Origin of the sequence: Rhodopseudomonas sp. WA056 (assembly GCF_010906995.1) — a bacterium.
Lineage (GTDB): Bacteria > Pseudomonadota > Alphaproteobacteria > Rhizobiales > Xanthobacteraceae > Rhodopseudomonas > Rhodopseudomonas palustris_G.
This window is the reverse complement of the sequence record NZ_QPFS01000077.1, coordinates 1-24039: the sequence shown is the minus strand read 5'-3', so window position 1 is coordinate 24039 and position 24039 is coordinate 1. Positions and strand designations below refer to the sequence as shown.

The following is a 24039-nucleotide window of genomic DNA, read 5'->3' as shown; positions in this document are numbered from 1 at the left end:
CCGCAGTGCCAGCACCCCTCTTGGCGTACCGCTCGGTTCTCCGCTAAAACTGCGGTCAAGCAAGCAACAAAAGGAAACGGCATGAACATTCTCCCCGGCTCGATGCGGTTCGGCGCGGGTCAGCCCGTCAAGCGTCTGGAAGATCAGCGCCTGCTCACCGGGCACGGCGGCTATCTCGACGACAAGGCCGCCGACGGGGCGTTGTGGCTGGTGGTGATGCGGTCGCCGCATGCGCATGCCGATATCGTTTCGATCGACACCGAGGCGGCGAAGGCGATGCCGGGCGTCGAAGCAGTGCTGACCGGCGCCGATCTCGTCGCCGACGATGTCGGCACCATCCCGACGCTGCCGATCTTCAAGCGGCCGGACGGCTCGCCGATGGCGTTGCCGCTGCGCCGGCTGCTGGCGCACGAGAAGGTGCGCTTCGTCGGCGAGCCGGTCGCCGCCGTGGTCGCGACCTCGCAGCTCGCCGCGCAGGCGGCGATCGAGGCGATCGCGGTCGAGTACCACGAACTGCCGGCGGTGACCGATCCGACCGCGGCGATCCAGCCCGACGCGCCGGCGGTGTGGGCGGAGACTCCCGACAACATCGTGGCGGCGATGAGCTATGGCGATGCCGCCAAGGTCGATGCCGCGTTCGCCAGCGCCGCCCACACCGTGTCGCTCGATCTCGTCAGCCAGCGGCTGATCCCGTCGGCGATGGAGCCGCGCTCGACCATTGCGGAGATCGAGAAGAAGACCGGCCGGCTGATCCTGCACACCCAGTCGCAGACCCCGGGCCAGACCCGCGACGCGCTCGCCGAGGCGATCCTGAAGCGGCCGAAGGAGAGCATTCAGGTGCTGGTCGGCGACATCGGCGGCGGCTTCGGCCAGAAGACCGGCGTCTATCCGGAAGATGCGCTGGTCGCTTACGCGGCGGTGAAGCTGAACCGCAAGATCCGCTGGCGCGGCGATCGCACCGATGAGTTCGTCGGCGGCACCCATGGCCGCGACCTGACCTCGACCGCTTCGTTCGCGCTCGACGCCAAGGGCAAGGTGCTGGCCTATCGCGTCACCTCGATCGGCGGCACCGGCGCTTATTTGGCGGGTGCCGGCGTGATCATCCCGCTGGTGCTCGGCCCGTTCGTGCAGACCGGCGTGTATCACCTCCCGGTGGTGCATTTCGACATCAAGGCGGTGATGACCCACACCGCGCCGGTCGGCGCCTATCGCGGCGCGGGGCGGCCCGAGGCGGTGTACATCGTCGAGCGGCTGATGGACGCCGCGGCGCGCAAGCTCAACATGGACCCGCGCGCGATCCGCAAGATCAACTACATCAAGCCGTCTCAGCTACCCTACACCAACGCGGTCGGCCAGGTGTACGACAGCGGTGCGTTCGCCCACATGATGGACCGCGCCGCCGAGCTGTCAGACTGGGACGGCTTCAAGGCGCGCAAGAAGGCGGCGCAAAAGAAGGGCCTGCTCTACGGCCGCGGCGTCACCAGCTACATCGAATGGACCGGCGGCCGCGCCCACACCGAGAACGTCAAGCTGCACGCCACCGCCGAAGGCCGCGTCGTGCTGCATTCCGGCACCCAGGCGATGGGGCAGGGGTTGGAGACCACCTACACCCAGATGATCGCCGCGGCGCTGGAGATTCCGATCGACAAGATCGACGTCGTGCAGGGCAATACCGATTTGGCGATCGGCTTCGGCAGCGTCGGTTCGCGTTCGCTGTTCGTCGGCGGCACCGCGGTGGCGGTGGGAAGTGCCGACATGATTGCCAAGGCGCGCGAGAAGGCGGCGAACATTCTCGAAGCCTCGATCGAGGACATCGAATACTCGGGCGGTATGCTGACCATCGCCGGCACCGATCGCAAGATCAGCCTGTTCGAGATCGCCGCCAAGGAGAAGGGCGCACGGCTCAGCGTCGACTCCACCGGCGAGGTCGACGGACCGAGCTGGCCGAACGGCGCGCATATCTGCGAGGTCGAGGTCGACCCGGAGACCGGCGTGTCCCGCGTGGTGCGCTACACCACGGTCGACGACGTCGGCAATGCGGTGAACCCGATGCTGGTTGCCGGCCAGATCCATGGCGGCGTCGCCCAGGGCGTCGGCCAGGCGCTGTACGAGAATGCCGCCTACAACGACGATGGCCAGCTCCTGACCGCGAGCTATCTCGATTATTGCATCCCGCGCGCCGACAATCTGCCACCGATCAACGTCACGCTCGATCCGTCGGCGCCGTGCAAGACCAATCCACTGGGCGCCAAGGGCTGTGGCGAGTCCGGTGCGATCGGCGGTCCGCCCTGCGTGGTGCACGGCGTGCTCGACGCGCTGGCCCCGCTCGGCGTCACCACCCTGAACACGCCGCTGACCCCGGAAAAGGTCTGGCGTGCGATTCAGGACGCCAAGTCGGCCCAGGCGGCCTAGAACCTCAACGCCCGCAATACCGACAAAGACACACCGGCGCATGCTATGCTGCGCCGGTTCGCGTGCGGGAGAGATCGATGCGGAAGTTTCTGACGGTGCTGGCGGCGCTCGCCGCGCTCAGCCTGAGCAATTGCGGCTACAACACCATCCAGAGCGAAGACCAGGAGGTGAAGTCGACCTGGTCGGAGGTGGTGAACCAGTATCAGCGGCGCGCCGATCTGGTGCCGAACCTCGTCAACTCGGTGAAGGGCTTCGCCCAGCAGGAAAAGGACGTGCTGCTCGGCGTCACCAACGCCCGCGCCAAGGTCGGCAGCATCCAGGCGACGCCCGAGGTGCTGAACGATCCGGCCGCGTTCCAGAAGTTCCAGCAGGCGCAGGGCGAACTGTCGAGCGCGTTGTCCCGGCTCTTGGTCGTCACCGAGAACTATCCGCAGCTCAAATCGGACGAGCTGTTCAAGAACCTGATGGCGCAGCTCGAAGGCACCGAGAACCGCATCGCCGTGGCGCGCAACCGCTACATCAAGGCGGTGCAGGCGTATAACGTCACGGTGCGCTCGGTGCCGACCAACTTCACCGCGATGCTGTTCGGCTATCATGAAAAGCCGAACTTCACGGTGGAGAACGAGAAGGAGATCTCGACCGCGCCGAAGGTCGATTTCACTCCGTCGCCGGCTCCGGCCAAGTAAGGCGATGATCGCGACGATGCGCGCCGTCCGCGCCGCGGGCCTCGCGCTGCTGCTGTGCGTGATCGCGGCGGCGCTGGCTCCGTTGGCGCGGGCCGAGGTCGCAGTGCCGGCGCTGACCGGCCGCGTCGTCGATCAGACCGGCACGCTGTCTGAAGCTGCGGTGGCGCGGCTCGATCAGAAGCTGAAGGCATTCGAGGCCCGCAAGGGCAGCCAGATCGCGGTGCTGATCGTGCCGACGACGCAGCCCGAGGCGATCGAGCAGTTCTCGATCCGGGTCGCCGAAGCCTGGAAGATCGGCCGCAAGAAGGTCGACGACGGCGCGATCCTGCTGGTCGCCAAGAACGATCGCAAGCTGCGCATCGAGGTCGGCTACGGCCTCGAAGGCGCGCTGCCGGACATCACCGCCAAGCGGATCATCGACGAGATCATCACGCCGAAATTCAAGGCCGGCGATTTCGACGGCGGCATCGAGGCCGGGGTCGACCGGATGATCGGCGTGATCGACGGCGAGCCGCTGCCGACGCCGCAGCCGCAGCACGAGTGGGCGGCGCCGGAATCGATGGATGAGTTGACCGGCTGGGCGATCCCGCTGTTGTTCGGCACGTTGGTGCTCAATGGTTTCCTGAAGGCGGCGCTCGGCCGCGTCGCCGCCTCCGGCCTCACCGGCGTCATCGTCGGCGCGGTGGCGATGTTGTTCGGCCTGGTGTGGTACATCGCGCTGGTCGCGGGCTGCGCCGCGTTCCTGCTGGCACTGGTGATCGATCTGTTCGGCGGGCCGATGATGCCCTCCGGGCGCCGCGGCGGCTGGTCAGGCGGCGGCGGTTCGTGGTCGAGCGGGTCGGGCAGCAGCGGCGGCGGCTTCAGCGGCGGGGGCGGCAGCTTCGGCGGCGGCGGCGCCTCGGGCAATTGGTGAGTGGAGATACGGATGGGCATCCGGCGGATCGGCAAGCACCTGTTCACCAGCCGCGGCAAGGTATACCGCGCATTCTCGCCCGATGCGTTCGATGCGATCGAGCGGGCCATCAAGACCAGCGAGACCCGCCACGCCGGGCAGATCCGCTTCGTGGTCGAGGGCGCGCTCGACGGTGCGCCGCTGTTCCGCGACCAGCCGGCGCGGGAGCGCGCGCTCGACATCTTCTCGCAGCTTCGGATCTGGGACACCGAGCACAACAACGGCGTGCTGATCTATCTGCTGCTCGCCGACCACAATGTCGAGATCATCGCCGATCGCGGCATCGACGGCCGCGTCGGTGCCGACTCGTGGGAAGCGATCTGCCGCGAGATGGAGGCGGAGTTTCGCGAAGGGCGGTTCGAGCAGGGCGTGCTGCGCGGCATCGACCGCATCACCGCGCATCTGGCCGAGCACTTTCCGCGCAACGGCCCCAACGACAACGAACTGCCCGACGCACCGGTGGTGGTGTAGTCGGCGCGAGCCCCTCGGCTGGCCGCAGCAAGGCTGTCTTCGACAGGGTCGAGACGTGGCCCTTGCATCTGCGACTAATTCGTAATATCAAAAGTTACATGAAACGAGACAGTCGCCTGTCCTCGGTGTTGCACGCGCTGCTGCATATGGCGGAGCGCGGCGAGCCGATGACCTCCGAAACGCTCGCGGTCTGCATGTGTACCAATCCGGTGGTGGTGCGGCGGACGATGGGCCTGCTGCGCGATGCCGGGCTGGTGGCGTCCGCCCGCGGGCCGTCGGGCGGCTGGCAGATCGTCGCCGATCTGAACGCGGTCACCTTGCGCGATCTCTACGATGCGCTCGGCGAGCCGACGGTGTTCGCGATCGGCAACCGCCACGAAGCGCCGCAATGTCTGGTCGAACAGGCGGTGAACGCCGCGCTCGACGACGCGTTCGCCGACGCCGAAGCGTTGCTGCTGGACCGGCTCGGCAAGATCACGCTGGCCAGTTTGTCGGCCGACTTCAACCGCCGCTACGCCGCGCATCGGACGCGTACTTAAGGAGTTCACATGCACCACGACGTCATCGTCATCGGCGGCTCCTATGCCGGAATGGCCGCCGCGCTCCAGCTCGTTCGTGCGCGCCGCAGCGTGCGGGTGATCGATGCGGGCCAGCGCCGCAACCGCTTCGCCGCGCATTCGCACGGCTTCCTGTCGCAGGACGGCGCCGATCCGGCGGCAATCGCCGCCACCGCGCGCCGCCAGCTCGAAGCCTATCCGACGCTGAGCTGGATCGACGATACCGCGTACGCGGCGAGCGGCCGCAAAGACGCGTTCGTGGTCGAGACCGGCGACGGCGCGCAACACCACGCCCGGCGGCTGCTGTTCGCCACCGGCGTCTCCGACACGCTGCCGGCGATCGCAGGGCTGCAGGAGCGCTGGGGCGTCAGCGTGTTTCTCTGTCCGTATTGCCACGGCTACGAGCTCGACAAAGGCCGCATCGCGGTGATCGCCACCGGGCCGATGTCGCTGCACCAGGCGCAGTTGCTGCCGGAATGGGGCGAGGTGACGCTGTTCACCAACGCCGCGCTGGTGCTCGACGACGCCGGGCGGGACGATCTGGCCGCGCGTGGCGTCACCATCGAGGAGACGCCGGTCGCGCGGATCGACGGCCATGCCGATGTCGTGCTGCGCGACGGAAGGACGCTGCCGTTCGCCGGCATCTTCACCGCCAGCCGCAACGCGCCGGCGACGCCGATCGCGCAAGCGCTGGGCTGCGCGCTGACCGAAACCCCGTTCGGCACCCAGATTCAAACCGACGACGGCAAGCAGACCAGCGTGGCCGGCGCATTCGCCTGCGGCGACGCGGCGCGGGTGCCGCATTCGCTGTCGCTGGCGGTTGCCGATGGCGCCTGGGCGGGTGCCGGCCTGCACCGGTCGCTGGTCTGGCCGGAGGCGTGAGCGCCGTGCTGGACGCTGACGCCGGTCGAAACACTATGCCTTCGCAGAAGGCCGCGCGGCGATCCGCTTGAACCACTCGGCGATCGTGGTGTTGGCGGGATCGAGCGGCTGTCCGACCTGAGCGCCGAAATCGAGCCAGCCGTACAGCAACAGATCGGCCAGCGTCAGCCGTGACCCGCAGACGTAGTCCTTGCCCTGCATCTGCTGGTTCATCCAGCGGATGCGATCGGCCGCCATCTTCTTCAGGCCCGGTGCGGCTTCGGGCACGCACACCATGCGGTTCTGAAACATCTTCAGGCCTTCGGCGAAACGGAAGCCGTTGGTCAGCGGTTCGCAGATGTAGAGGTCGATCCGCCGCGTCCACATCCGGCATTCGGCGCGCTCTTCCGGCGTGGTGCCGATCAGCGGCGGCTCTGGATGCTTCTCCTCGAGATATTCGCAGATCGCGGTGACCTCCGCCAAGAAGCTGCCATTGTCGAGTTCGAGAGTAGGCGTCTGGCCGTGGGGATTGCGCACGAGATGTTCGGGCTTTCGATTCTCGCCGGCGCGGATGTCGAGTGTCTGGGTCGGAATCGTCAGGCCCTTCTCGGCGATGAACATCCGTACCAGGCGTGGATTGGGCCCGATCGAATCGTACAGCTTCATGGTCGTCTCCCTTGTCGGCGCTTGGTTGCGCCTTTGATGATCGATCTGTCCTAGCGCGGGACACCGTGCGGTGCAAAGCCGTGCGGTGCGCAATGCTGTGCGCGCTCTTCACGATTCGTGAAATTTCCGTAACCGGCGGAGGAAGTAACGATTTCGCAAGTAATGAAAGTTACCGAATAGTATCAAGTTGATCTGGAGGATTTGAAACGTGGACGAGCATCGCAACGAGCCCATCGGTGAACAGCAGACCGGCGCGGCCGCCGCGACCGACGGAGTGCAGGCGAACGCCGGCAGCCCCGACGCAAGCTCGGCATCCGCGCATCAGGCGACCCCGGCCAATGCGGGCGCCGCCAAGCCGGACGATGCGAAGTCCGCTGCCGGCAAATCCGAGATCGAGAAATCGGACGGCGTCGGCCGTCCGCGCCCCGGCACCGTCACCATCATGGCGCCGTCGCCTCGGGAAAATCTGTATCGGCACTGGGACGACGAGATTGAAGTCGAGGCGCCCGATGAGGCGAGCCAGTCCGCAGCTCATCGCTTCGGCGTGCGCAAGCTGGCGGCGGTGGCTGCTGCCGTGATCCTGGCGGCGATCGCGGGGGCGGTCGGTGGTGCACTGGCCACTGCCAGCCTGTCGCATCGTAGCGATGCCGAGACCACCGCGGCTTCGGCGCAGGTGAAGACACTGGACGCACAGGTCACCCAACTGCAGGGTGAACTCTCCGCCATCAAGGCAGAGATCGAGCGTTCGACCAAGCTCAGCTCGGCGCAGATCGGCAAGACCGCCGATCGGCTGGAAAAGCTCGAGAAAGCCCAGGCCGAACCGGCGGCGAAGATTGCCAAGCTGACCGAGACGGTGGAGAAGCTGCGCACCGCACAGGCGCAACCTCCCGCGCCTCCCGTGCCGGCGAATGTTGCCGCAGTCGCCGCCAAGGATGTCACCGGATCGATCACGCCGAAGCCGGAGCCGGCGAAGTCGCAGCCGGGCCGGTTGCCGACGATCGAAGGTTGGGTGCTGCGCGACGTGTATGACGGCGGCGCGGTGGTCGAAGGCCGCTCCGGCACATACGAAGTCTATGCCGGCGACCCGCTCCCGGGTGTCGGCCGCGTCGATGCGATCCGTCGCCAGGACGGTCGCTGGGTCGTGGTCACCAGCCGCGGTCTGATCGTCGCGCGCTGAGCGCACAGCGTAATTCCTGAAACTTTGACGGCGCCGGCTGTGAGACAGCCGGCGCCGTTTTGATTTGGCTGTCCCGCGGCGTCTCGCCGACTGCGCGGGTTGTTTCAGCTTACGCCCCGGCTCTCGCCTTGCTCGCAGCGATCTGCTGGAGCGCCCAGCGGGCGTTCTTGCGGACGTCCGGATCGAGGTCGTCGGCGATCAGCACCAGATAAGGCTCGCCGTCGGGGGAAGCGATCTCGCCCAGCGCGGCGGCTGCTTCTTTCCGGAGATTGGCCTGCTCGTGGGTGACGCACTGACCGATCGGCCGTACCGCCTGCAGCGCCTTGATCCGGCCGAGGCTGCGGATCGCCTTGAGCCGTACCTGCCAGAACTCGTCGGCGAGGCATCCGATCAGCGGCTCGATGGCAATCGCGCCGCGGGCGTTGAGACCGAGTGTTTCCGCCGCCATCTCGCGTACCATCCAGTCTGCATCCTTGAGCGCGCGCACGATGGTCTCGGCGGCGATCTTCATATGCGAGAACGCCAGCGCGCTGACCGCCGCGCGGCGGACGTGCGGATCTGGATCGCCGATCAGAGCGGTCAGGGCAGGGATCGACTCTTCCAGCTTGAGGAAGCCGATCACGCCGATCGCCTGAACCCGCACCGCAGCGTCGCCGTCCTGCAATGCCTCGAGCGCCGGCTTCAGCGTGTCCTTGCGCCGCAGCTCCTTCAGCGCCCGCAGCGCGCCGCTGCGGACGAAGGCGTGGCCGTGCTTGACCAATGGCAGGATCGCGTCGGCGGAGGCGGGATCCTTGAACTCGGCGAGGCTGTCGGCGGCCGCCGCAGCGACGATGCGCTCCGGGTCGACCAACAGCCGGACCAGCGCTTCGGCGGCCTCCGGTCCGTCGAACTCGCCGAGCGCCATCGCGGTCTGCTGCCGGACGCCGGCGTCGGGGTCGGCCACCATGTTGGCGAGGTGACTGATCGCAGCCGGATCGCCGGAATGGCCGAGCGCGATGATCGCGACGCGCCGCTCCGCCGGGTCGGCGGCCTGCAGCCGGTCGTCGGCGTCGTCGAGATCGTCGTAGGATTCGAACGGGCTCGACATGATCACCTCAACAGATACGGGATGTTGACGGTGACCGCCCCGGTGGGGCAATCGGCTTCGCACGGCATGCAGTACCAGCATTCGTCGTAGGCCATGTAGGCCTTGCCGGTCATGTCGCTGATCCGCAGGACGTCGAGCGGGCAGACATCGACGCAGACGGTGCAGCCCTTGTCGGCGATGCACTTGGCGTCGTCGACGACGACCGGCACCGTAGTCTGATAACTGGCGAGAGGCATGTGTCCGTTCTCCTGGTTGGGTGCGGGCGTCAGGCGGTGGCGCGGATGCGCTGCTTGTCGTAGAGATCCTTCTCCTCGTCGGCGATCGGCACGACGTAGGGCTCGACCGCCCGCTTCTCGCTGGTCATCTTGTCGTTCTGCTTGCTCAGCAGCGTGTGGCAGAACCAGTTCTCGTTGTCCTTGTCGGGGAAGTCGGTGCGCCAGTGATACAGGCCCCACCGGCTCTCCTCGCGATACAGCGAGGCGTGCGCGGCCATGTCGGCGCAGTCCATGATCGAGGCCGTTTCGAGCGCGCGCAGCAGTTCGTGGGCGTTGCGGACGATCATCCGCTGCTCCATGTCGTCGCGGACCTCGGCGAGCCGGCGCATGCCGAGCTCGTACTTCCGCGTCACCTTTGGCGGCTGCAGATAGTCGTTGACGAGACGGCGGGTCTTGTACTCGATCTGGTTCGGCGGGATGCCGTCCTCGCGCCGGGTCGGCGCCAGCACCCGGTCGCGCTCGCGCGCGACCTCGGCGGCGTCGATCTCGGCGAAATCGTGGTTGTCGGCGAACTCCATCGCGTCGAGCCCGGCGAACGAGCCGTTGGTGAAGGCGCCGAGCATGTAGTTGTGCGGCACGCTGGCCATGTCGCCGGCGGCGTAGAGCCCCGGCACCGTGGTGCGCGCATTGTCGTCGACGAACACGCCGGAGGCGCTGTGGCCGCTGCACAGGCCGATCTCGGAGATGTGCATCTCGATCGATTCCTGGCGATAGTCGATGCCGCGGCCCTGCTGGAACAGGCCGCGGGTCGGCCGCTCGACCTTGTGAAGAGTCGATTCGATTTCCTCGATGGTCTTGTCGTGCAGGTGCTTGAGCTGCAGGAACACCGGGCCCTTGCCGGACAGCAGCTCGTTGTAGAACTCCAGCATCATCTGGCCCGACCAATAGTCGCACTCGATGAAGCGGCGGTCCTCGTTGTTGGCGGTGTAGGCGCCGAACGGGCCGGCCACATAGGCGCAGGCGGGACCGTTGTAGTCCTTGATCAGCGGGTTGATCTGGTAGCACTCGAGATTGGCGAGTGCGGCGCCGGCGTGATACGCCATCGCGTAGCCGTCGCCGGAATTGGCGGCGTTCTCGTAGGTGCCGAACATGTAGCCCGAGGTCGGCAGCCCGAGCCGGCCGGCGGCGCCGGTGCACAGGATCACCGCCTTGGCCTTGAACACCAGGAACTCGGCGGTGCGGGTGTTGACACTGACCGCGCCGGCGATCCGGCCGTCGGCGCCCTTCAGCAGCCGCGTCGCCATGTAGCGGTTGGAAATCAGGATGCGCGCCCGCCGCAACTGCCGGTACAGCGCCTTCTTGACGGTCTCACCGTTCGGCATCGGAAGCACATAGGTGCCGATGTGGTGCACCTTCTTCACCGCATAATCGCCGTTCTCGTTCTTGAGAAAGCGGATGCCGAAGCTGTCGAGTTCCTCGATGATCGAGTAGCAATTCTGGGCGTATTTGTAGACGGCCTTCTGATCGACGATGCCGTCGTTGGCGATGGTGATTTCCTTGGTGTACTGCTCCGGCGTGGCGTAGCCCGGGATCACCGCGTTGTTGAGGCCATCCATCCCCATCGAGATCGCGCCGGAGCGCTTGACGTTGGCCTTTTCCAGAAGGACGACGTTCGCCTTCGGGTTCTTCATCTTGGCCTTCAAAGCGGCCATCGGACCGGCGGTGCCGCCGCCGATCACCAACACGTCGCACGATACTTCCGACAGTCCGTCGACTATCTCATCCATCGCCATCTTCTGCTCCTGGTTCCTCGGCGGACCGCCGCTGTGGAGCAGAGTTGTTCAGACGCGCGCCGGACGATAGCAATTAGTTGTCGCCGGCGCGCGATTTCCGAACGGGGTGTCAGCGCTCGACGAACGCCTTCTCGACCACGAAGTGGCCGGGCTCGCTGTGATTGCCTTCGCGGAAGCCGCGCTCGCTCAGCATCGCCGGCAGTTCGGCGAGCATCGCCGGGTTGCCGCACAGCATCACCCGGTCGGATTCGAGGTCGAGCCCGGACTGGCCGAGATCGTCGAACAACTGGCCCGACGCGATCAGATCGGTGACACGACCGCGGTTGCGGAACGGCTCGCGGGTCACGGTCGGGTAGTAGTGCAGCTTGTCGCGAATCAGGTCGCCGAGGAACTCGTGGTCCCGCAGGCCCTCGACCAACTGCTCGCCATAGGCCAGCTCGGGAATCTGCCGGCAGCCGTGGACCAGCACGATGGATTCGTAGATGTCGTAGATCTCCGGATCCTTGATCAGGCTGGCGAACGGCGCCAGCCCGGTGCCGGTCGACAGCAGCAGCAGCCGCCTGCCGGGAATCAAGTTGCCGGCGATCAGCGTTCCGGTCGCCTTGCGCCCGACCAGGATCTGGTCGCCCTGCTTGATCTTTTGAAGCCGCGACGTCAGCGGACCATCGGGCACCTTGATGCTGAAGAATTCCAGCTCTTCTTCGTGATTGGCGCTCGCCATGCTGTAGGCGCGCATCAGCGGCCGGCCGTCGACTTCGAGACCGATCATCGCGAACTGGCCGCTCTGGAACCGGAATCCAGGGTCGCGCGTCGCGGTGAAACTGAACAGCGAGTCGGTCCAATGCCTGACCGACAACACCGTTTCGGTTTGGAATGCACTCATCGTCTTCTCCTCACGCGCAGGTGATCTCCTGCGTCCGATGAGACGATGTCGCGGATATCGACCCCTCTTCGCAATTTCGAAATCGCGGTCGCCGTCAATTAGTTGCAAAATTTCCCGAAGAACTCCTCCAAGAGGAGCGGCGTGCTGTTTTTCCGCGGATCTGAGCAATTTGTTGCTAGGCCCGATGCGGCCTCGTGCCTAGCCTCGGGCCCTTGCGACAGGAGGGATCCTCATGGTGACAGTGCACGCTTCCAGCGAAGTCGAGGCCGATCTCGCGTCCTTGACGGTGCAGATCGCGGATGGCCGCACAGCCGCCCTGCCTGCCGAGCGGCTGCGGCTCGCATGCAAATGCGCCTACTGCACGCGGGCGCGGATCGACGGCCGTTTCCCGGCCGAGTTTCCCGGCGCGGCGATCGTTGCAGTCCGCGATCTCGGCTATGGGCTCAACCTGCAGTTTTCCGACGGCCACGATCGCGGCATTTATCCGCACGCCTATCTGGCGACGCTGATCGACGCCGACTGAGGCGGCACATTCATCCTGATCGCTGGCACGAACATTGCTCCGCATCTGGTCGGTCTGATCAACGCGAGAGGCAAATCATCGTGCTGCAGGCAGCCAAATCGGCAGCGGAGTCGACGTCCACCCTCGGCCCGGCGCGCGTCGGAACGGGCCGATCGCTTCTGCTCACCGAAAGCCACCAACCCACCGCCGGACCGCCTTCGCTGATCGACCGGCTCAGCCTGCGCGAGCGCGAGCTGGTCCTCAAGCAGGGCCGCCGCAAAGTCCTCAATCGCGGCCAGACGCTGTTCAGCCAAGGCGCGCGGCACGACGGCATCTTCCTGATCGAGAGCGGCCGAATCCGGGTGTTCTACACCTCGCCGCAGGGCCGCGAGATCACGCTGGCATACTGGCACATCGGCAATTTCGTCGGCGGTCCGGAAGTGTTCGACACCGGCGTGCATCAATGGTCCGGCGTCGCCGCCACCAATGCCGCCGTCGTGCATCTGCCGGGGAGGGAACTACGCTCGCTGGTTGCGGAGGTTCCGAATCTCGCGATCGGCCTGATCGAGGGATTGAGCTTCAAGGGCAAATGCTACTCGGCGCTCGCGCAGATGCTGGGAACGCGCTCGATCACCCAGCGGCTGGCGCATTTGCTGCTGCAACTGGTCGACCTTTACGGAGTGGATGATGCCGACGGCAGGGTGATTGCAGTCGCATTCACCCACGCCGACATCGCCCACCTGGTCGGTGCGACACGGCAATGGGTCACGATCAGTCTGCGGCGAATGCAGGAGAAGCGCATCGTCCAGACCCGGCGCTCGCAGATCGTCGTCTGCCGGCCCGATATCCTCGAGGAGATGCGCGGCCACGCGACCGACTGACCTCTCTGCCTATGCAAATGGCTCTTAGAAGCAAAATTGCCCAAGGAGTGCGCAACCCGTCTTTAGCGGCAACTAATCCACCCGATGGTCCAGTCCGGATTTGCTCTAAACGACCCGGCTACCAATCATGGCGACATCAGCCATCCAAGCGAACGGGGATGAGAATGGTCAGCCGCTTTCAGAAAATCGTCGTATCGGTCGCCTGCCTCACATGGATCTCGGCCCTGCCGGCCACCGCAGAAACGATCACCATCGGGATCGGCACCCAGGATACCACGACCAACACGGTCACCGCCGGCACGGTGATCCGGCAGCTTCATCTGCTGGAGAAGTATCTCCCCACGACCGGCAAATACGCCAATGTGAAGTTCGAGATCGAATGGCAGAACTTCACCTCCGGCCCGCCGGTCACCAACGGGATGATGGCGAACAAGCTGCAGTTCGGCATCATGGGCGACTATCCGCTGATCGTGAACGGCTTCACTTTTCAGAACAATCCCGAGAGCAAGAGCCGGCTGATCTCGATCGCCGCCTACAGCATGGCGGGGTCCGGCAACGGCATCGTCGTCCACAAGGACTCGCCCTACTACGAGCTGTCAGATCTGAAGGGCAAGCTGGTCAGCGTTCCGTTCGGCTCGGCGGCGCACGGCATGGTGCTCAAGGCGCTGCAGGATCGCGGCTATCCGGCGGACTATTTCCAACTGGTGAGCCAGAGCCCCGAAGTCGGCTCCACCAACCTGCAGGAAAAGAAGATCGACGCTCACGCCGACTTCGTCCCGTTCGCCGAGCTGTTGCCGTTCCGCGGCTACGCCCGCAAGATCTTCGACGGCGTCGAGACCAACCTGCCGACCTTCCACGGCACCGTGGTCCGCACCGATTTCGCCGAAAAGTATCCGGAAGTCGTCGTTGCCTATCTCAAGGCGGAAATCGCCGCCAATCAATGGCTGCGCCAGGATCCGAAGGCCGCCGCCGAGAAGATCGGGGACTGGACCGGGATCAACAAGGAGGTGGTGTATATCTTCCTCGGCCCGAGCGGCAACATGACCACCGATCCGACCATTAAGCCGGCGCTGATTGACGCCGCCGCGACCGACGTCAAGGTGCTGCAGAGCCTCGGCCGGATGAAGGAGTTCGATCCGAAGACATGGATCGACGACAGCTATGTCCGCAAGGCCTATGCGGAGATGAAGCTGGACTACGACAAGGAACTCGCCTCGACCGCCAACTACGAGATTTCCGGCCAGGACAAGTTCTGCAACAAGCCGATCGGGGAGCCGCGCAAGGCCGGCGAGGTCTGGGTCGATGGCGAAGGCATCCTGCCGTTCTCGAGCACGCAGTGCACGCTCGGCGCGTATGCGGACTTCAAGGCCAAGAGCAAGAAGATCAACGTCGCTTATGTGTTCGACGCCTCCCGCGGCATCAAGCTGTTCGCCGACCAGGCGTTCTACGCCGCCGGCAAGGGCGAGATTGTGCCGTTCCTGCTGAAGAAGGACGCCGAGGCCTACGCCGGCAAGATCAGCGGCAAGGTGGTCGGCTTCGACGAAGCGGTGAAGCTGGCGATGGCGGGAGACCGCACGTGAGCAGCCCCGCCCTGATGACGTCGCGCGACCGGATGGCGGCGACCGCCGCCCCGGTCGCCCCACGCGAAGCCGGCCCGCCGGCTTTCGCAACGCGCGCATCGCGCTGGTACCGGCTCAACCAGAACAGGCTGCGCGCCGGATTGATCGGCATCGTGTCGCTGCTGCTGTTTCTTCTGGCGTGGCATCTGCTGACGACCTACCGGGTCGTGATGTTCGTGAAGTTCACCAACGTCCCGACGCCGCTCGCGGTGTACGAGAGCTTCACCCGCGCGATGCACGATCCGAAATTCCTGATGCACGTGCTGCTGAGCTGCCGCCGGATCTTCTTCGGTTTCGCGCTGGCGGCGATCGTCGGGGTGCCGCTCGGCCTGATCATGGGACGCTTTCGCCTGGTGCACGAGTTCGTGTTTCCGGTCGCCGAGGTGATGCGGCCGATTCCGGCGATCGCCTGGGTGCCGATGGCGATCATGCTGTGGCCGACCAATGAGCAGAGCATCGTGTTCATCACCTTCATCGGGGCGTTCTTTCCGATCCTGGTCAACACGCTGCACGGCATGACGCTGGTCGATCCGGTGCTGGTGCGGGCCGCCAAATGTCTCGGCGCGCGCGAGGCATCGATCTTCCGCGAGGTGTATTTCCCGGCCGCGCTGCCGCACATCTTCACCGGACTGACCGTCGGGATGGGCGTCGCCTGGGTGTCGCTGATCGCCGCCGAGATGATCTCCGGCCAGTTCGGCATCGGTTACTTCACCTGGGAAGCCTACTCGCTGGTGCAGTATCCCGACATCGCCCTCGGCATGATCGCAATCGGCGTGCTCGGGCTCGGCTCCAGCCTGCTGATCCGCTCCGCCGGAACGCTGGTGATGCCATGGAGGTCGCGATGAGCCAGTCTGCTCCCGAGGCCCGTCAGGGCCGGATCGAAGTCCGCGATTTCGCGCTGCGTTACGAGACGATCGACGGCTCAGTGGAGGCCGTCACCGACACGCAGATCCATGTCGAGCCCGGCGAATTCGTCTCCATCGTGGGACCGTCCGGCTGTGGCAAGTCCACGCTGCTGAATGCGGTGGCCGGCTTCCTGAAGCCGACCAGCGGCGTCGTCACGGTCGATGGCGAGAAGGTGACCGGGCCGAGCGCCGAGCGCGGCATGGTGTTCCAGCAATACTCGTTGTTCCCATGGAAGACCGTGCGCGAGAACGTCGAGTTCGGCCTGAAGATGCGCGGCATGTCCCGCTTCGAGCGCGAACGGGCGGCGCGCACGCTGCTCGGCCTCGCCGGGCTCGAGGCGTTCGAGAAGCACTATCCGGAGCGGCTGTCCGGCGGCATGAAGCAGCGCGTCGGCATCGTCCGGGCGCTCGCGACCGGGCCGAAGGTGCTGCTGCTCGACGAGCCGTTCGGCGCGCTCGACGCCCAGACCCGCATCATCATGCAGCAGATCCTCACCAACATGTGGCAGCGGCTGAAGATCTCGGTGCTGTTCGTCACCCACGACATCGACGAGGCGATCTTCCTGTCGGACCGTGTGTATTGCATGACGGCGCGGCCCGGCTCGATCAAGGCCGAGATCCGGATTCCGCTGGAACGGCCGCGGCAGCAGTCGATGATGATGTCGTCGGAATTCCTGGCGCTGCGGCGCGGATTGATGTCGCTGATCCGCGAGGAGAGCCTGAAGGCGATGGGCGGCGAGATCACCGATCTCGGCATGCAGGGGCTCAGCATCGAGCTGCAGGGCCATTCGCTGCCGGAGGTGCTTTAGCCGGATAAGGCCGCTCCGAGAATCCCGGAGCCGGCCCGTCATGCAGCCTCGGCGGCGCTAACCGATGGCGCCCGATGCGCGTAGCGCCTTGATGGCGGCGTCGTCGTAGCCCGCGTTGCGCAGCACCTCGTCGCTGTGCTCGCCGAGCGCCGGCGGCATCCGCGGCCGGGTCTTGGCGCTGCCTTCGATCCAGATCGGGCTGTTGATGGTCAGCGTGGTGTCGTTCTCGAACGGCACCAGCACTTCGTTCTCGATCAACTGCTTGTCGGTGGTGATGTCGTCGAGAATGCCGACGACGCCGAACACCAGACCGGTGCCGTCGAGCGCTTTGCGCCACTCGGCGAGATCGCGCGTGGCGAAGATCTCGTCGAAGATGCCGATCAGTTCGATCGAACGGGCGTGGCGGTCCGCCTTGGTGGCGAAGCGCGGATCGTCGGTGAGATCCTCGCGGCCGAGGCACTTCGTCAGCGTCGGCCACTGCTTCTCTTCGTTGAGCAGCGACAGGATCAGCCAGCGGCCGTCGCGGCAGCGATAGTGGTTGGCCACCGCGTTGAGCGCGCGCTCGCGCGGCCGCCGCGGCTGGAACTCGGCGCCGACCAGCTTGGCCTGCGCCAGCACGCTGGTCGACCACAGCCCGTTGGCCATCAGGTTCGACTTCACCTCGCTGCCTTTGCCGGTGCGCTCGCGCTTGTACAAAGCGGTGACGATCGCGCCGAACAGCGACATCGCGCAGGGATGGTCGCCCATGCCGGCGACAGAGCGCGCCGGCGTGGAGTCTTCGTCGGCGCGCACCAGATCCATCATGCCCGAGCGCGCCCACCAGGCGTTGCTGTCGAAGCCCGGCTTGTTGGCTTCTTCGCCGCGCTCGCCATAGCCGGTGAAGCTCGCATAGATCAGCCGCTCGTTCAGCGGCGCGAGGTCGGCATAAGCGACGCCGAGACGCGCCCGCACCGGCGGCGGGAAGTTGGTGATGAACACGTCGGCCTCGGCGACCAGCTTGCGCAGCACCTCCTTGCCCTCGGGTTTGGCGAGATCGAGCGCGAGGCTGCGCTTGTTGCGGGCCTCCAGCATCCACGCGTAGTTGCGGTCGCTGATCGGATAGCCCGGCAGGTTCGGCAGGTTGCGATAGGGATCGCCGGCCCCCGGCGGTTCGATCTTGATGACGTCGGCGCCAAAATCGGACAGCACGGTCGCGGCCGCCGGTGCAGCAATGAAACTCGCGCAATCCAGCACCTTGAGGCCGCTGAAGATGCCGTTGTCGTCCATGCGCGTGAGCTCCCTCGTGCTTTTGTTATTTCGTTGTCCGGAAATTCACGCGGATCGCGCCGTTCCGGCTGCTCGACGCATATGAACCGGGTTGTCGGGACGACGCAATATTGGAACCTGCATGGAGGCCTTCCGACAGCGCGCGCAGTTCTTGGCGTGACGTCGGCTATCCGCCGCCCGTCAGCAGCGCGGCATTGCCGCCGGCTGCTGCGGTGTTGATCGACACCGTCTGTTCCAGCGCGAAGCACGGCAGATAATGCGGGCCGCCGGCTTTCGGGCCGGTGCCGGACAGGCCGGAGCCGCCGAACGGCTGCACGCCGACGACGGCGCCGATGATGTTGCGGTTCACATAGACGTTGCCGGTCGGCAGCCGCGCGATCACGCGTGCCACTGTGTCGTCGATCCGCGACTGGACGCCGAGCGTGAGCGCGTAGCCGGTGGCGGCAATGTCATCGAGGAGCTGGTCGAACTGCGCCGCCTTGTAGCGCACCACGTGCAGCACGGGGCCGAACACTTCCTCGGTGAGCTGCGAGGCACGGCTCAGTTCGAAGACATGCGGCGCGACGAAGTTGCCATTGGCCGGTGCCGTGCCGGCGAAGTGCAGCCGCGCCTCGCGTTTCATCCTGGCGATATGCGCGTCGAGCCGGGTCTTCGCCTCGGCGTCGATCACCGGTCCGACATGCGTTGCGGGATCGCGCGGATCGCCTATTCGCAGTTCGCGCGCGGCACCGGCGATCATCGCGATGACACGATCCGCAACGTCCTCCTGCACGCACAACAGCCGCAGCGCCGAGCAGCGCTGGCCGGCGGAGCGGAACGCGGAGGTGATGACGTCGTCGGCGACCTGCTCGGGCAGCGCGGTGGCGTCGACGATCATCGCGTTGATGCCGCCGGTCTCGGCGATCAGCGGCACGATCGGGCCGTCCTTGGCGGCCAGCGTGCGGTTGATCGCACGCGCCACCTCGGTCGAGCCGGTGAAGACGACGCCGGCGACCTCGGGTTGCTCGACCAGCGCGGCGCCGATACGGCCGTCGCCCTGCACCAGATGCAGCGCAGCCCGCGGCACGCCGGCTTCGTGCAGCAGGCTGATCGCAAGTTCTGCGATCACCGGCGTCTGCTCGGCAGGCTTGGCGACCACCGCGTTGCCGGCCATCAGTGCCGCGGTGACCTGGCCGAGGAAGATCGCCAGCGGAAAATTCCACGGGCTGATCGCCACGAATACGCCGCGACCACGCAAGCCGAGCGTATTGCGTTCGCCGGTCGGGCCGGGCAGGGCGAGCGGCTCGGCGAACAGCCGGCGGCCTTCGCTCGCATAGTAGCGGCAGTAGTCGATCGCCTCACGCAGTTCCGCGACGCAGTCGTCGAGCGTCTTGCCGCCTTCATCCTGCAGCAGCGCGATCAGCGGCGCGCGGCGCTGCTCCAGCAGATCGGCGGCGCGCTCCAGGATCGTCGCGCGGTGATCAGCCGACGTCCGGCTCCACGTCTCGAAACCGTCGCGCGCGGCGGCGATCGCTGCTGCGGCCTGCGCCGGCGTCGCGGCTGCGATGGTCGGCAGCGGCCGGCGCGCGGTCTCGATGTCGCCGAGCAGTGCGGCGAGCGCGCTGCGGTCGCCGAATTCGATGCCGCGCGAATTGAGCCGCTGCGGCTGATACAGATCGCGCGGCAACGGGATCGCCGGGTTTCGTGCGTTCTCAGGACGGCCGATCAGCGCGGCAGGCCGTGTCAGCAGTTCGGCGACCGCCACGCTGTCGTCGCCGGCCTGCGCCACGAACGACGAGTTGGCGCCGTTCTCCAAGAGCCGCCGCACCAGATAGGCCAAGAGATCGCGGTGACCACCGACCGGAGCGTAGATCCGGCATACGGGCTGCGGATGCTCGTCGAGCAGCCGCGCGTACAGCGCTTCGCCCATGCCGTGCAGCCGCTGAAATTCATAGTCGTCGCTGCCATCGGCGAGTTCCAGAATGGTCGCGACCGTCAGTGCGTTGTGGCTGGCGAATTGCGGGAACAGCCGCGGCCGCAGCGACAGCAGCTTGCCGGCACAGGACAGGTAGTTGAGGTCGGTCATCGGCTTCCTGGTGAATACCGGGTAGTCGGCGAGTCCGCGTTCCTGCGCGCGCTTGATCTCGGTGTCCCAATAGGCGCCCTTCACCAGCCGCAGCATGATGCGGCGATCGAGTGCGTTCGCCAGCTCTGCAACGTAGTCGATCACGGCGGCGGCGCGCTTCTGATACGCCTGCACGGCGAGGCCGTAGCCGTCCCAGCCGCTGAGCGATGGATCTGCGAAGCAGGCGGCGAACACCTCGAGCGACAGTTCGAGCCGGTCGGCTTCCTCGGCGTCGACCGTGAAGGCGAGGTCGTGGCTCCTGGCGAGCCTCGCCAGCTCGAGCAGCCGCGGCGTCAGCTCCCGCATCACGCGGTCGCGGCTGATCGCCTCGAACCGCGGATGCAGCGCCGACAGCTTGACCGAGATGCCCGGCCGCGCCGGCAGTGCAGCGTTGCCGGAGGTGCGGCCGATCGCCGTGATCGCATCGGAGTAGGACTGATAGTAGCGCTCGGCGTCCTCGGCGGTGCGGGCGCCTTCGCCGAGCATGTCGTAAGAGTAGCGAGAGCCTTCGCGTACATGCGCCTTGGCGCGGGCCAGTGCAGAGTCGATCGTTTCGCCCAGCACGAAATGATTGCCGATCAGCCGCATCGCCTGGCGGGTCGCGGCGCGCACCGCGGGTGCGCCGATCCGCCGCGTCAAGGCCGCGAGCGTGCCTTGCGGCGTCTCGCCGGCATGGACGAGACGCGCCGATAGTCCGAGGGCCCAGGCCGAGGCGTTCACCAGCACGGCATCGGACTTGATGCGGTGATGCGCGAAATCGCCCTGGTCGAGCTTGTCCTCGATGAAAGCGTCGGCAGTTGCCGCATCCGGAACCCGCAGCAGCGCCTCGGCCAGTACCATCAAGGCCAGACCCTCTTTGGTCGACAGCGCGAATTCGCGCAGCATCGCGTCGACGCCGCCCAGGCCATGTTCGGAACCGCGAATCGAGCTGATCAGTTCGGTCGCAACGGCGTCGATCCGGGCTTCGCGGTCGGGCGGTAGCGCGGCGCTCGTCAGCAGTTCGGCGGCGAGCGCAGCATCATCCGGCGCGTAAGCCGCAGTGAACTCGGCAAGCGGCTGGTCGGACGGCATGGCGGTCGGCTCCCGAGGCCAGATAGCTGTGGACGGCACGCATCAGTGCGGCCAGCAAATGCAATGCCATCCAAGCTGCCATATTGGCACGGCCGGGGCCTGACGCTAGCTTCGCCTCGATCAAACGGAAGGCTGGGAGCGGGCATGAGGGTGACGCGCGGCAAGTCCAACGCACGACGGTTCGGTGCGCTCGCGGCCGCGGCGCTGGCTGCCGCCTGGTTCGGCGCGCCGGCCGGTGCCGCCGAGCTCAGCTCGCAGGTCTCGTATCTATACAGTTCGGTTTCGATTTTCCCGCCGACCGCCAAGGGCATGACGGTGTGCTACGGCTTCGTCTGCCGCCGTCGCTACGAGCTGGCGTTCACGGCCGGGGATCGTGCCGCGTTGAGCAGGATCATGGCGGCCGGTAAGGCGTCGGCTGCGGCGGAACGCGCGGCGGTGCAGAAGGCGGTGGTGTGGCTCGACCGCCGGCTCGGACCGGTGCTCGGCACCGACAAGCGGATCGCGCGCGCCGACTTCCGTTACTTCGACGACAAGCACAATTTCGATTGCTGGGACACAACCCGCAACACCACCAGCCTGCTGCTGGTGATGCAGGAGTGGGGGCTGTTCAAGTATCACAGCGTCGGCGATCCGAAGTATCGCGGCAACGTGCTGGTGCTGCAGACGCCGCACAACACCGCGGTGCTGACCGAGCGTGCCACCGGCGCCCAATGGGTCGTCGACATGTGGACCCGCAGCTATGCGCAGAGCCCGGAAGTGATGCCGGTCGATCAGTGGGTCAAGCTCGACTGAGCCTCCGACGAATCCGGCTCCGGTCCTGATCCGATCAGAACCGCAGCCTCGATCTTCGACATAGGCCCATGGTGCTTGCGCGCACCATGCGCCGAAGCCGGCGGAGATTAGTCGCAGACGTTGAAGGTGCGCCAGCGCCAGCCGTGAGGCGTCGGAACGCGGCGGGTCACGTAGCAGTTTCCGTAGCCGTATCCGACATAGCCGATCCCGATCGCCGGGCCGTGCCAGTGATGGTGGCCCCAGCCGTGGTGATGGTGATGCTTCCATCCGCCGGCGGAAGCGGCGGTCGGAGCCAGCGCGACGGCACTGAGCGAAGCGGCGGCGAACAGTCCAAGGGCGATCTTGCGAAACATGGTCGTTCTCCTCGAAATACGCGCGATGCGCGGTTCGTTGTTTGGTTCAAGTCTGCCTGGTCCGTCGATGGTCGATCGGACCCGCCCATCGCCCGTTCGTCGCAAGCCGTCGCGCACGGGTTCATGCCGTGCGTGCGGGTTTTTTGTTTCGGCAGATGGGGCTCGAGGATCGGTACGGCGGCCGGATCCTGGCGGCCGATCAGGCGAGCGCCAATTCGCTGTCGTCGAGCGCCGAGGCCAGATTGCCGGAGTGCTCGACCACGCAGACCAGCATCGGTTCAGTGCGGCCGCGGATCTCCAGTTCCAACGTCGGCAGCGCCTGCTCGGACAGGCCCGCGGTGGCGCGGAGCTCGTCGGACAGCAGCGTCTCGCAGCCGATCGTCTTGGTCATATCCTGCAGTCGCGATGCGACGTTGACCGAGTCGCCGAGTGCGGTGAACACCATGTTGTCGCGATAGCCGATCTCGCCGACCACCACTTCGCCGCTGTGGATGCCGATGCCGAAGCGGATCGGCTCCGGCAAATCATGGCCAAGAAAGCTGTTGAGTTCGTCGATCGCCGCTGCGATCGCGGCGGCGGCGCGGATCGCGTTGCGGCAGGCGTCGCGCGGCGCCTCGGCGAGCCCGAACAGCGCCAGCACGCCATCGCCGACGAACTGATTGGGCTGGCCGCCGCAGGCGATGACACTACGTGACACCGCACCGAGGAAGCGATTGACGATGAACACGGTGTCGAAAGGCAGCCGGCTTTCGGCCAGCTTGGTCGAGCCGCGCATGTCGACGAACATGCTGACCAGATAGCGCTCTTCGCCGACCCGGGCTGCGCGCGCCGCCTTGCGCGCTGCGGCGACGTTGCGCGGCGGGAACACCGGCACGAAGCTGATGTCGTGGTCGGGCTTGAGCTGGCAGGCGAGACGGATCGACGGATCGTCGCCGGTGCCGATCGAGGCGAGCACGAAGGCCTCCCGCGGCGACGGCGGCGGCAGAACCGCCGGATCGCCGAGCACGCGGATGCGGCAAGTCGAACAGCGGGCGCGACCGCCGCAGGCCGAGGCGTGCGGAATATTGTGGCGCTGGGTCGCCTCCAGCACCGTGAGACCCTTCGGCACGCGGATGCTGCGCTGGCCGTCATAAGTCAGGCTGACCATGCCGCCGCGCCGTTCGGCGATCGCACGCACCGCGCGGGCGATCAGTGCCAGCGCGATCAGGCCGAGATAGAACATCAGGAAGCCGTCGCCGATCGCGTCGAGCGTCTGTTGCTGTTCAGGCGTCCCGAGATTGGCCGGCGCGAGATTTTCGGCCTGCCATTGCGGTGAAGCGGCCTCGCGCGCCACCTCGCGGCCGCCCTGATAGAAGCCGAGCAGCGCCAGCGTCGGGATCAGCACCGCGGTGGCGAGCAGCCAAGGCATCGCGCGGCGGAACGCGGGCTTGATCCGCAGCCAGACGTAGAGGCCGATGCAGCCGTGGGTCCAGGCGATCAGCATCACCGCGACCATCAGCCATGCGCGATAGGGCGGCGCGACGACGAAGTAATTGTACAGCACCTGCGGATACAGCCGGTCCTGATCGTACAGCACGTTGCCGAGCCGCATCACGATGACGTGGCTGTAGATCATCAGCGGCACGGACAGGCCAAGAAGGAGCTGCGGTGGCTCCAGCGTTTTCCAGCGGAACTGGCGGCGTTGATACAGCGCCCACAGTCCGAGCCCGGCATGCGCCGTCACCGAGCCATAGAACAGGATCGCGACCGGCAGGAACTGCCAGATCTCCAGGTGCAACAGCACGCCGGCCTGCAGCGCCGCTGGCGAGATGTTACCGAGCGCATGGTTCAGGAAGTGGCTGAGCAGATAGGTGAACATCACCAGCCCGCAGAACATCCGCACCTGCCGAACGCCGATGCGGCGGAGCCAGGCGGGCCGCTGCGCGCGGGCAGCCGCGTTCTGTTTTTTGTCCGGCCTCGCTCGCGTCGCCATCCGTG

General features: G+C 66.3%; 22 protein-coding genes. 13 read left to right on the top strand and 9 right to left on the bottom strand.

Annotation, left to right across the window (positions count from 1 at the left end; genetic code table 11):
• The first annotated feature begins 81 nt into the window (after window positions 1-81).
• The 6 genes from DU475_RS15495 to DU475_RS15470 all read left to right on the top strand — a co-directional run bounded on the left by DU475_RS15495 (window position 82) and on the right by DU475_RS15470 (window position 5960).
• Window positions 82-2412: a xanthine dehydrogenase family protein molybdopterin-binding subunit gene (locus DU475_RS15495; RefSeq protein ID WP_164632626.1), complete on the top strand. Its 2331-nt coding sequence runs from the start codon at window positions 82-84 to the stop codon at window positions 2410-2412.
• Between the two features lie 77 nt (window positions 2413-2489).
• The gene (locus DU475_RS15490) at window positions 2490-3098 is read left to right on the top strand and encodes a LemA family protein (RefSeq protein WP_164632625.1); all 609 of its coding nucleotides are present in this window, start codon (window positions 2490-2492) and stop codon (window positions 3096-3098) included.
• Between the two features lie 16 nt (window positions 3099-3114).
• Window positions 3115-4011: a TPM domain-containing protein gene (locus DU475_RS15485; protein WP_164632629.1), complete on the top strand. Its 897-nt coding sequence runs from the start codon at window positions 3115-3117 to the stop codon at window positions 4009-4011.
• Between the two features lie 12 nt (window positions 4012-4023).
• On the top strand, window positions 4024-4521 hold the full coding sequence (locus DU475_RS15480; RefSeq protein ID WP_164632624.1) for a TPM domain-containing protein: 498 nt from the start codon (window positions 4024-4026) through the stop codon (window positions 4519-4521).
• Between the two features lie 98 nt (window positions 4522-4619).
• Window positions 4620-5060: an RrF2 family transcriptional regulator gene (locus tag DU475_RS15475; protein ID WP_164632623.1), complete on the top strand. Its 441-nt coding sequence runs from the start codon at window positions 4620-4622 to the stop codon at window positions 5058-5060.
• Between the two features lie 9 nt (window positions 5061-5069).
• Window positions 5070-5960, top strand: coding sequence for an NAD(P)/FAD-dependent oxidoreductase (locus tag DU475_RS15470; protein WP_164632622.1), 891 nt, complete (start codon window positions 5070-5072; stop codon window positions 5958-5960).
• A gap of 33 nt (window positions 5961-5993) precedes the next feature.
• On the opposite strand, the gene DU475_RS15465 is transcribed toward DU475_RS15470, so the two are convergent.
• Window positions 5994-6605 carry a glutathione S-transferase family protein gene (locus DU475_RS15465; RefSeq protein ID WP_013503612.1) on the bottom strand — a complete coding sequence of 204 codons (612 nt, stop codon included), beginning with the start codon at window positions 6603-6605 and terminating at the stop codon, window positions 5994-5996.
• 208 nt (window positions 6606-6813) lie between these two features.
• Between DU475_RS15465 and DU475_RS15460 the strand changes: the two genes are divergently transcribed.
• On the top strand, window positions 6814-7782 hold the full coding sequence (locus DU475_RS15460; RefSeq protein WP_164632621.1) for a hypothetical protein: 969 nt from the start codon (window positions 6814-6816) through the stop codon (window positions 7780-7782).
• 109 nt (window positions 7783-7891) lie between these two features.
• Here DU475_RS15460 and DU475_RS15455 read toward each other — a convergent pair whose 3' ends face one another.
• The 4 genes from DU475_RS15455 to DU475_RS15440 all read right to left on the bottom strand — a co-directional run bounded on the left by DU475_RS15455 (window position 7892) and on the right by DU475_RS15440 (window position 11760).
• Window positions 7892-8869 (bottom strand): HEAT repeat domain-containing protein, encoded by a 978-nt coding sequence (locus DU475_RS15455; protein WP_142882175.1) that lies wholly within the window; start codon window positions 8867-8869, stop codon window positions 7892-7894.
• 2 nt (window positions 8870-8871) lie between these two features.
• The gene (locus DU475_RS15450) at window positions 8872-9105 is read right to left on the bottom strand and encodes a 4Fe-4S dicluster domain-containing protein (protein WP_114360624.1); all 234 of its coding nucleotides are present in this window, start codon (window positions 9103-9105) and stop codon (window positions 8872-8874) included.
• A gap of 29 nt (window positions 9106-9134) precedes the next feature.
• A complete protein-coding gene (locus DU475_RS15445) occupies window positions 9135-10877 on the bottom strand; it encodes a fumarate reductase/succinate dehydrogenase flavoprotein subunit (RefSeq protein WP_142882176.1) in 1743 nt (580 codons plus the stop codon).
• Window positions 10878-10986: 109 nt separating this feature from the next.
• A complete protein-coding gene (locus DU475_RS15440; protein ID WP_047308322.1) occupies window positions 10987-11760 on the bottom strand; it encodes a ferredoxin--NADP reductase in 774 nt (257 codons plus the stop codon).
• A gap of 232 nt (window positions 11761-11992) precedes the next feature.
• On the opposite strand from DU475_RS15440, the gene DU475_RS15435 reads away from it, so the two are divergent.
• The 5 genes from DU475_RS15435 (at window position 11993) to DU475_RS15415 (ending at window position 16476) form a co-directional block, all read left to right on the top strand.
• Complete coding sequence (locus tag DU475_RS15435) at window positions 11993-12283, top strand: DUF971 domain-containing protein (RefSeq protein WP_142882178.1); 291 nt, start codon at window positions 11993-11995, stop codon at window positions 12281-12283.
• Window positions 12284-12360: 77 nt separating this feature from the next.
• On the top strand, window positions 12361-13143 hold the full coding sequence (locus DU475_RS15430; protein ID WP_164632628.1) for a Crp/Fnr family transcriptional regulator: 783 nt from the start codon (window positions 12361-12363) through the stop codon (window positions 13141-13143).
• Between the two features lie 164 nt (window positions 13144-13307).
• On the top strand, window positions 13308-14723 hold the full coding sequence (locus DU475_RS15425; RefSeq protein ID WP_142882179.1) for an ABC transporter substrate-binding protein: 1416 nt from the start codon (window positions 13308-13310) through the stop codon (window positions 14721-14723).
• Window positions 14720-15607, top strand: a complete 888-nt coding sequence (locus tag DU475_RS15420) for an ABC transporter permease (RefSeq protein ID WP_142882180.1) — start codon at window positions 14720-14722, stop codon at window positions 15605-15607. The genes DU475_RS15425 and DU475_RS15420 overlap by 4 nt, the downstream gene beginning before the upstream one ends.
• Window positions 15592-16476, top strand: a complete 885-nt coding sequence (locus DU475_RS15415; RefSeq protein WP_433962609.1) for an ABC transporter ATP-binding protein — start codon at window positions 15592-15594, stop codon at window positions 16474-16476. The genes DU475_RS15420 and DU475_RS15415 overlap by 16 nt, the downstream gene beginning before the upstream one ends.
• Window positions 16477-16533: 57 nt before the next feature.
• On the opposite strand, the gene DU475_RS15410 is transcribed toward DU475_RS15415, so the two are convergent.
• Complete coding sequence (locus tag DU475_RS15410) at window positions 16534-17742, bottom strand: CaiB/BaiF CoA transferase family protein (RefSeq protein WP_164632620.1); 1209 nt, start codon at window positions 17740-17742, stop codon at window positions 16534-16536.
• A gap of 166 nt (window positions 17743-17908) precedes the next feature.
• A complete protein-coding gene (putA, locus tag DU475_RS15405; RefSeq protein ID WP_164632619.1) occupies window positions 17909-20917 on the bottom strand; it encodes a bifunctional proline dehydrogenase/L-glutamate gamma-semialdehyde dehydrogenase PutA in 3009 nt (1002 codons plus the stop codon).
• Window positions 20918-21061: 144 nt separating this feature from the next.
• Here putA and DU475_RS15400 point away from each other — a divergent pair, with 144 nt between their 5' ends.
• Window positions 21062-21709, top strand: a complete 648-nt coding sequence (locus DU475_RS15400) for a hypothetical protein (RefSeq protein WP_142882184.1) — start codon at window positions 21062-21064, stop codon at window positions 21707-21709.
• Window positions 21710-21816: 107 nt separating this feature from the next.
• On the opposite strand, the gene DU475_RS15395 is transcribed toward DU475_RS15400, so the two are convergent.
• Window positions 21817-22062 carry a hypothetical protein gene (locus DU475_RS15395; RefSeq protein WP_013503606.1) on the bottom strand — a complete coding sequence of 82 codons (246 nt, stop codon included), beginning with the start codon at window positions 22060-22062 and terminating at the stop codon, window positions 21817-21819.
• A 199-nt stretch (window positions 22063-22261) separates the two neighbouring features.
• Complete coding sequence (locus DU475_RS15390; RefSeq protein WP_164632627.1) at window positions 22262-24034, bottom strand: adenylate/guanylate cyclase domain-containing protein; 1773 nt, start codon at window positions 24032-24034, stop codon at window positions 22262-22264.
• Between the last annotated feature and the right edge of the window lie 5 nt (window positions 24035-24039).

Excerpts from the sequence above, each read along its gene's own strand:
- DU475_RS15415 (WP_433962609.1), top strand. The coding sequence starts at position 15,592 with ATGGAGGTCGCGATGAGCCAGTCTGCTCCCGAGGCCCGTCAGGGCCGG.
- DU475_RS15390 (WP_164632627.1), bottom strand. The coding sequence starts at position 24,034 with ATGGCGACGCGAGCGAGGCCGGACAAAAAACAGAACGCGGCTGCCCGC.
- DU475_RS15400 (WP_142882184.1), top strand. The coding sequence starts at position 21,062 with ATGAGGGTGACGCGCGGCAAGTCCAACGCACGACGGTTCGGTGCGCTC.
- DU475_RS15450 (WP_114360624.1), bottom strand. The coding sequence starts at position 9,105 with ATGCCTCTCGCCAGTTATCAGACTACGGTGCCGGTCGTCGTCGACGAC.
- DU475_RS15395 (WP_013503606.1), bottom strand. The coding sequence starts at position 22,062 with ATGTTTCGCAAGATCGCCCTTGGACTGTTCGCCGCCGCTTCGCTCAGT.
- putA (WP_164632619.1), bottom strand. The coding sequence starts at position 20,917 with ATGCCGTCCGACCAGCCGCTTGCCGAGTTCACTGCGGCTTACGCGCCG.
- DU475_RS15425 (WP_142882179.1), top strand. The coding sequence starts at position 13,308 with ATGGTCAGCCGCTTTCAGAAAATCGTCGTATCGGTCGCCTGCCTCACA.
- DU475_RS15445 (WP_142882176.1), bottom strand. The coding sequence starts at position 10,877 with ATGGCGATGGATGAGATAGTCGACGGACTGTCGGAAGTATCGTGCGAC.
- DU475_RS15440 (WP_047308322.1), bottom strand. The coding sequence starts at position 11,760 with ATGAGTGCATTCCAAACCGAAACGGTGTTGTCGGTCAGGCATTGGACC.
- DU475_RS15495 (WP_164632626.1), top strand. The coding sequence starts at position 82 with ATGAACATTCTCCCCGGCTCGATGCGGTTCGGCGCGGGTCAGCCCGTC.
- DU475_RS15470 (WP_164632622.1), top strand. The coding sequence starts at position 5,070 with ATGCACCACGACGTCATCGTCATCGGCGGCTCCTATGCCGGAATGGCC.
- DU475_RS15480 (WP_164632624.1), top strand. The coding sequence starts at position 4,024 with ATGGGCATCCGGCGGATCGGCAAGCACCTGTTCACCAGCCGCGGCAAG.
- DU475_RS15455 (WP_142882175.1), bottom strand. The coding sequence starts at position 8,869 with ATGTCGAGCCCGTTCGAATCCTACGACGATCTCGACGACGCCGACGAC.
- DU475_RS15485 (WP_164632629.1), top strand. The coding sequence starts at position 3,115 with ATGCGCGCCGTCCGCGCCGCGGGCCTCGCGCTGCTGCTGTGCGTGATC.
- DU475_RS15475 (WP_164632623.1), top strand. The coding sequence starts at position 4,620 with ATGAAACGAGACAGTCGCCTGTCCTCGGTGTTGCACGCGCTGCTGCAT.
- DU475_RS15490 (WP_164632625.1), top strand. The coding sequence starts at position 2,490 with ATGCGGAAGTTTCTGACGGTGCTGGCGGCGCTCGCCGCGCTCAGCCTG.
- DU475_RS15410 (WP_164632620.1), bottom strand. The coding sequence starts at position 17,742 with ATGGACGACAACGGCATCTTCAGCGGCCTCAAGGTGCTGGATTGCGCG.
- DU475_RS15435 (WP_142882178.1), top strand. The coding sequence starts at position 11,993 with ATGGTGACAGTGCACGCTTCCAGCGAAGTCGAGGCCGATCTCGCGTCC.
- DU475_RS15465 (WP_013503612.1), bottom strand. The coding sequence starts at position 6,605 with ATGAAGCTGTACGATTCGATCGGGCCCAATCCACGCCTGGTACGGATG.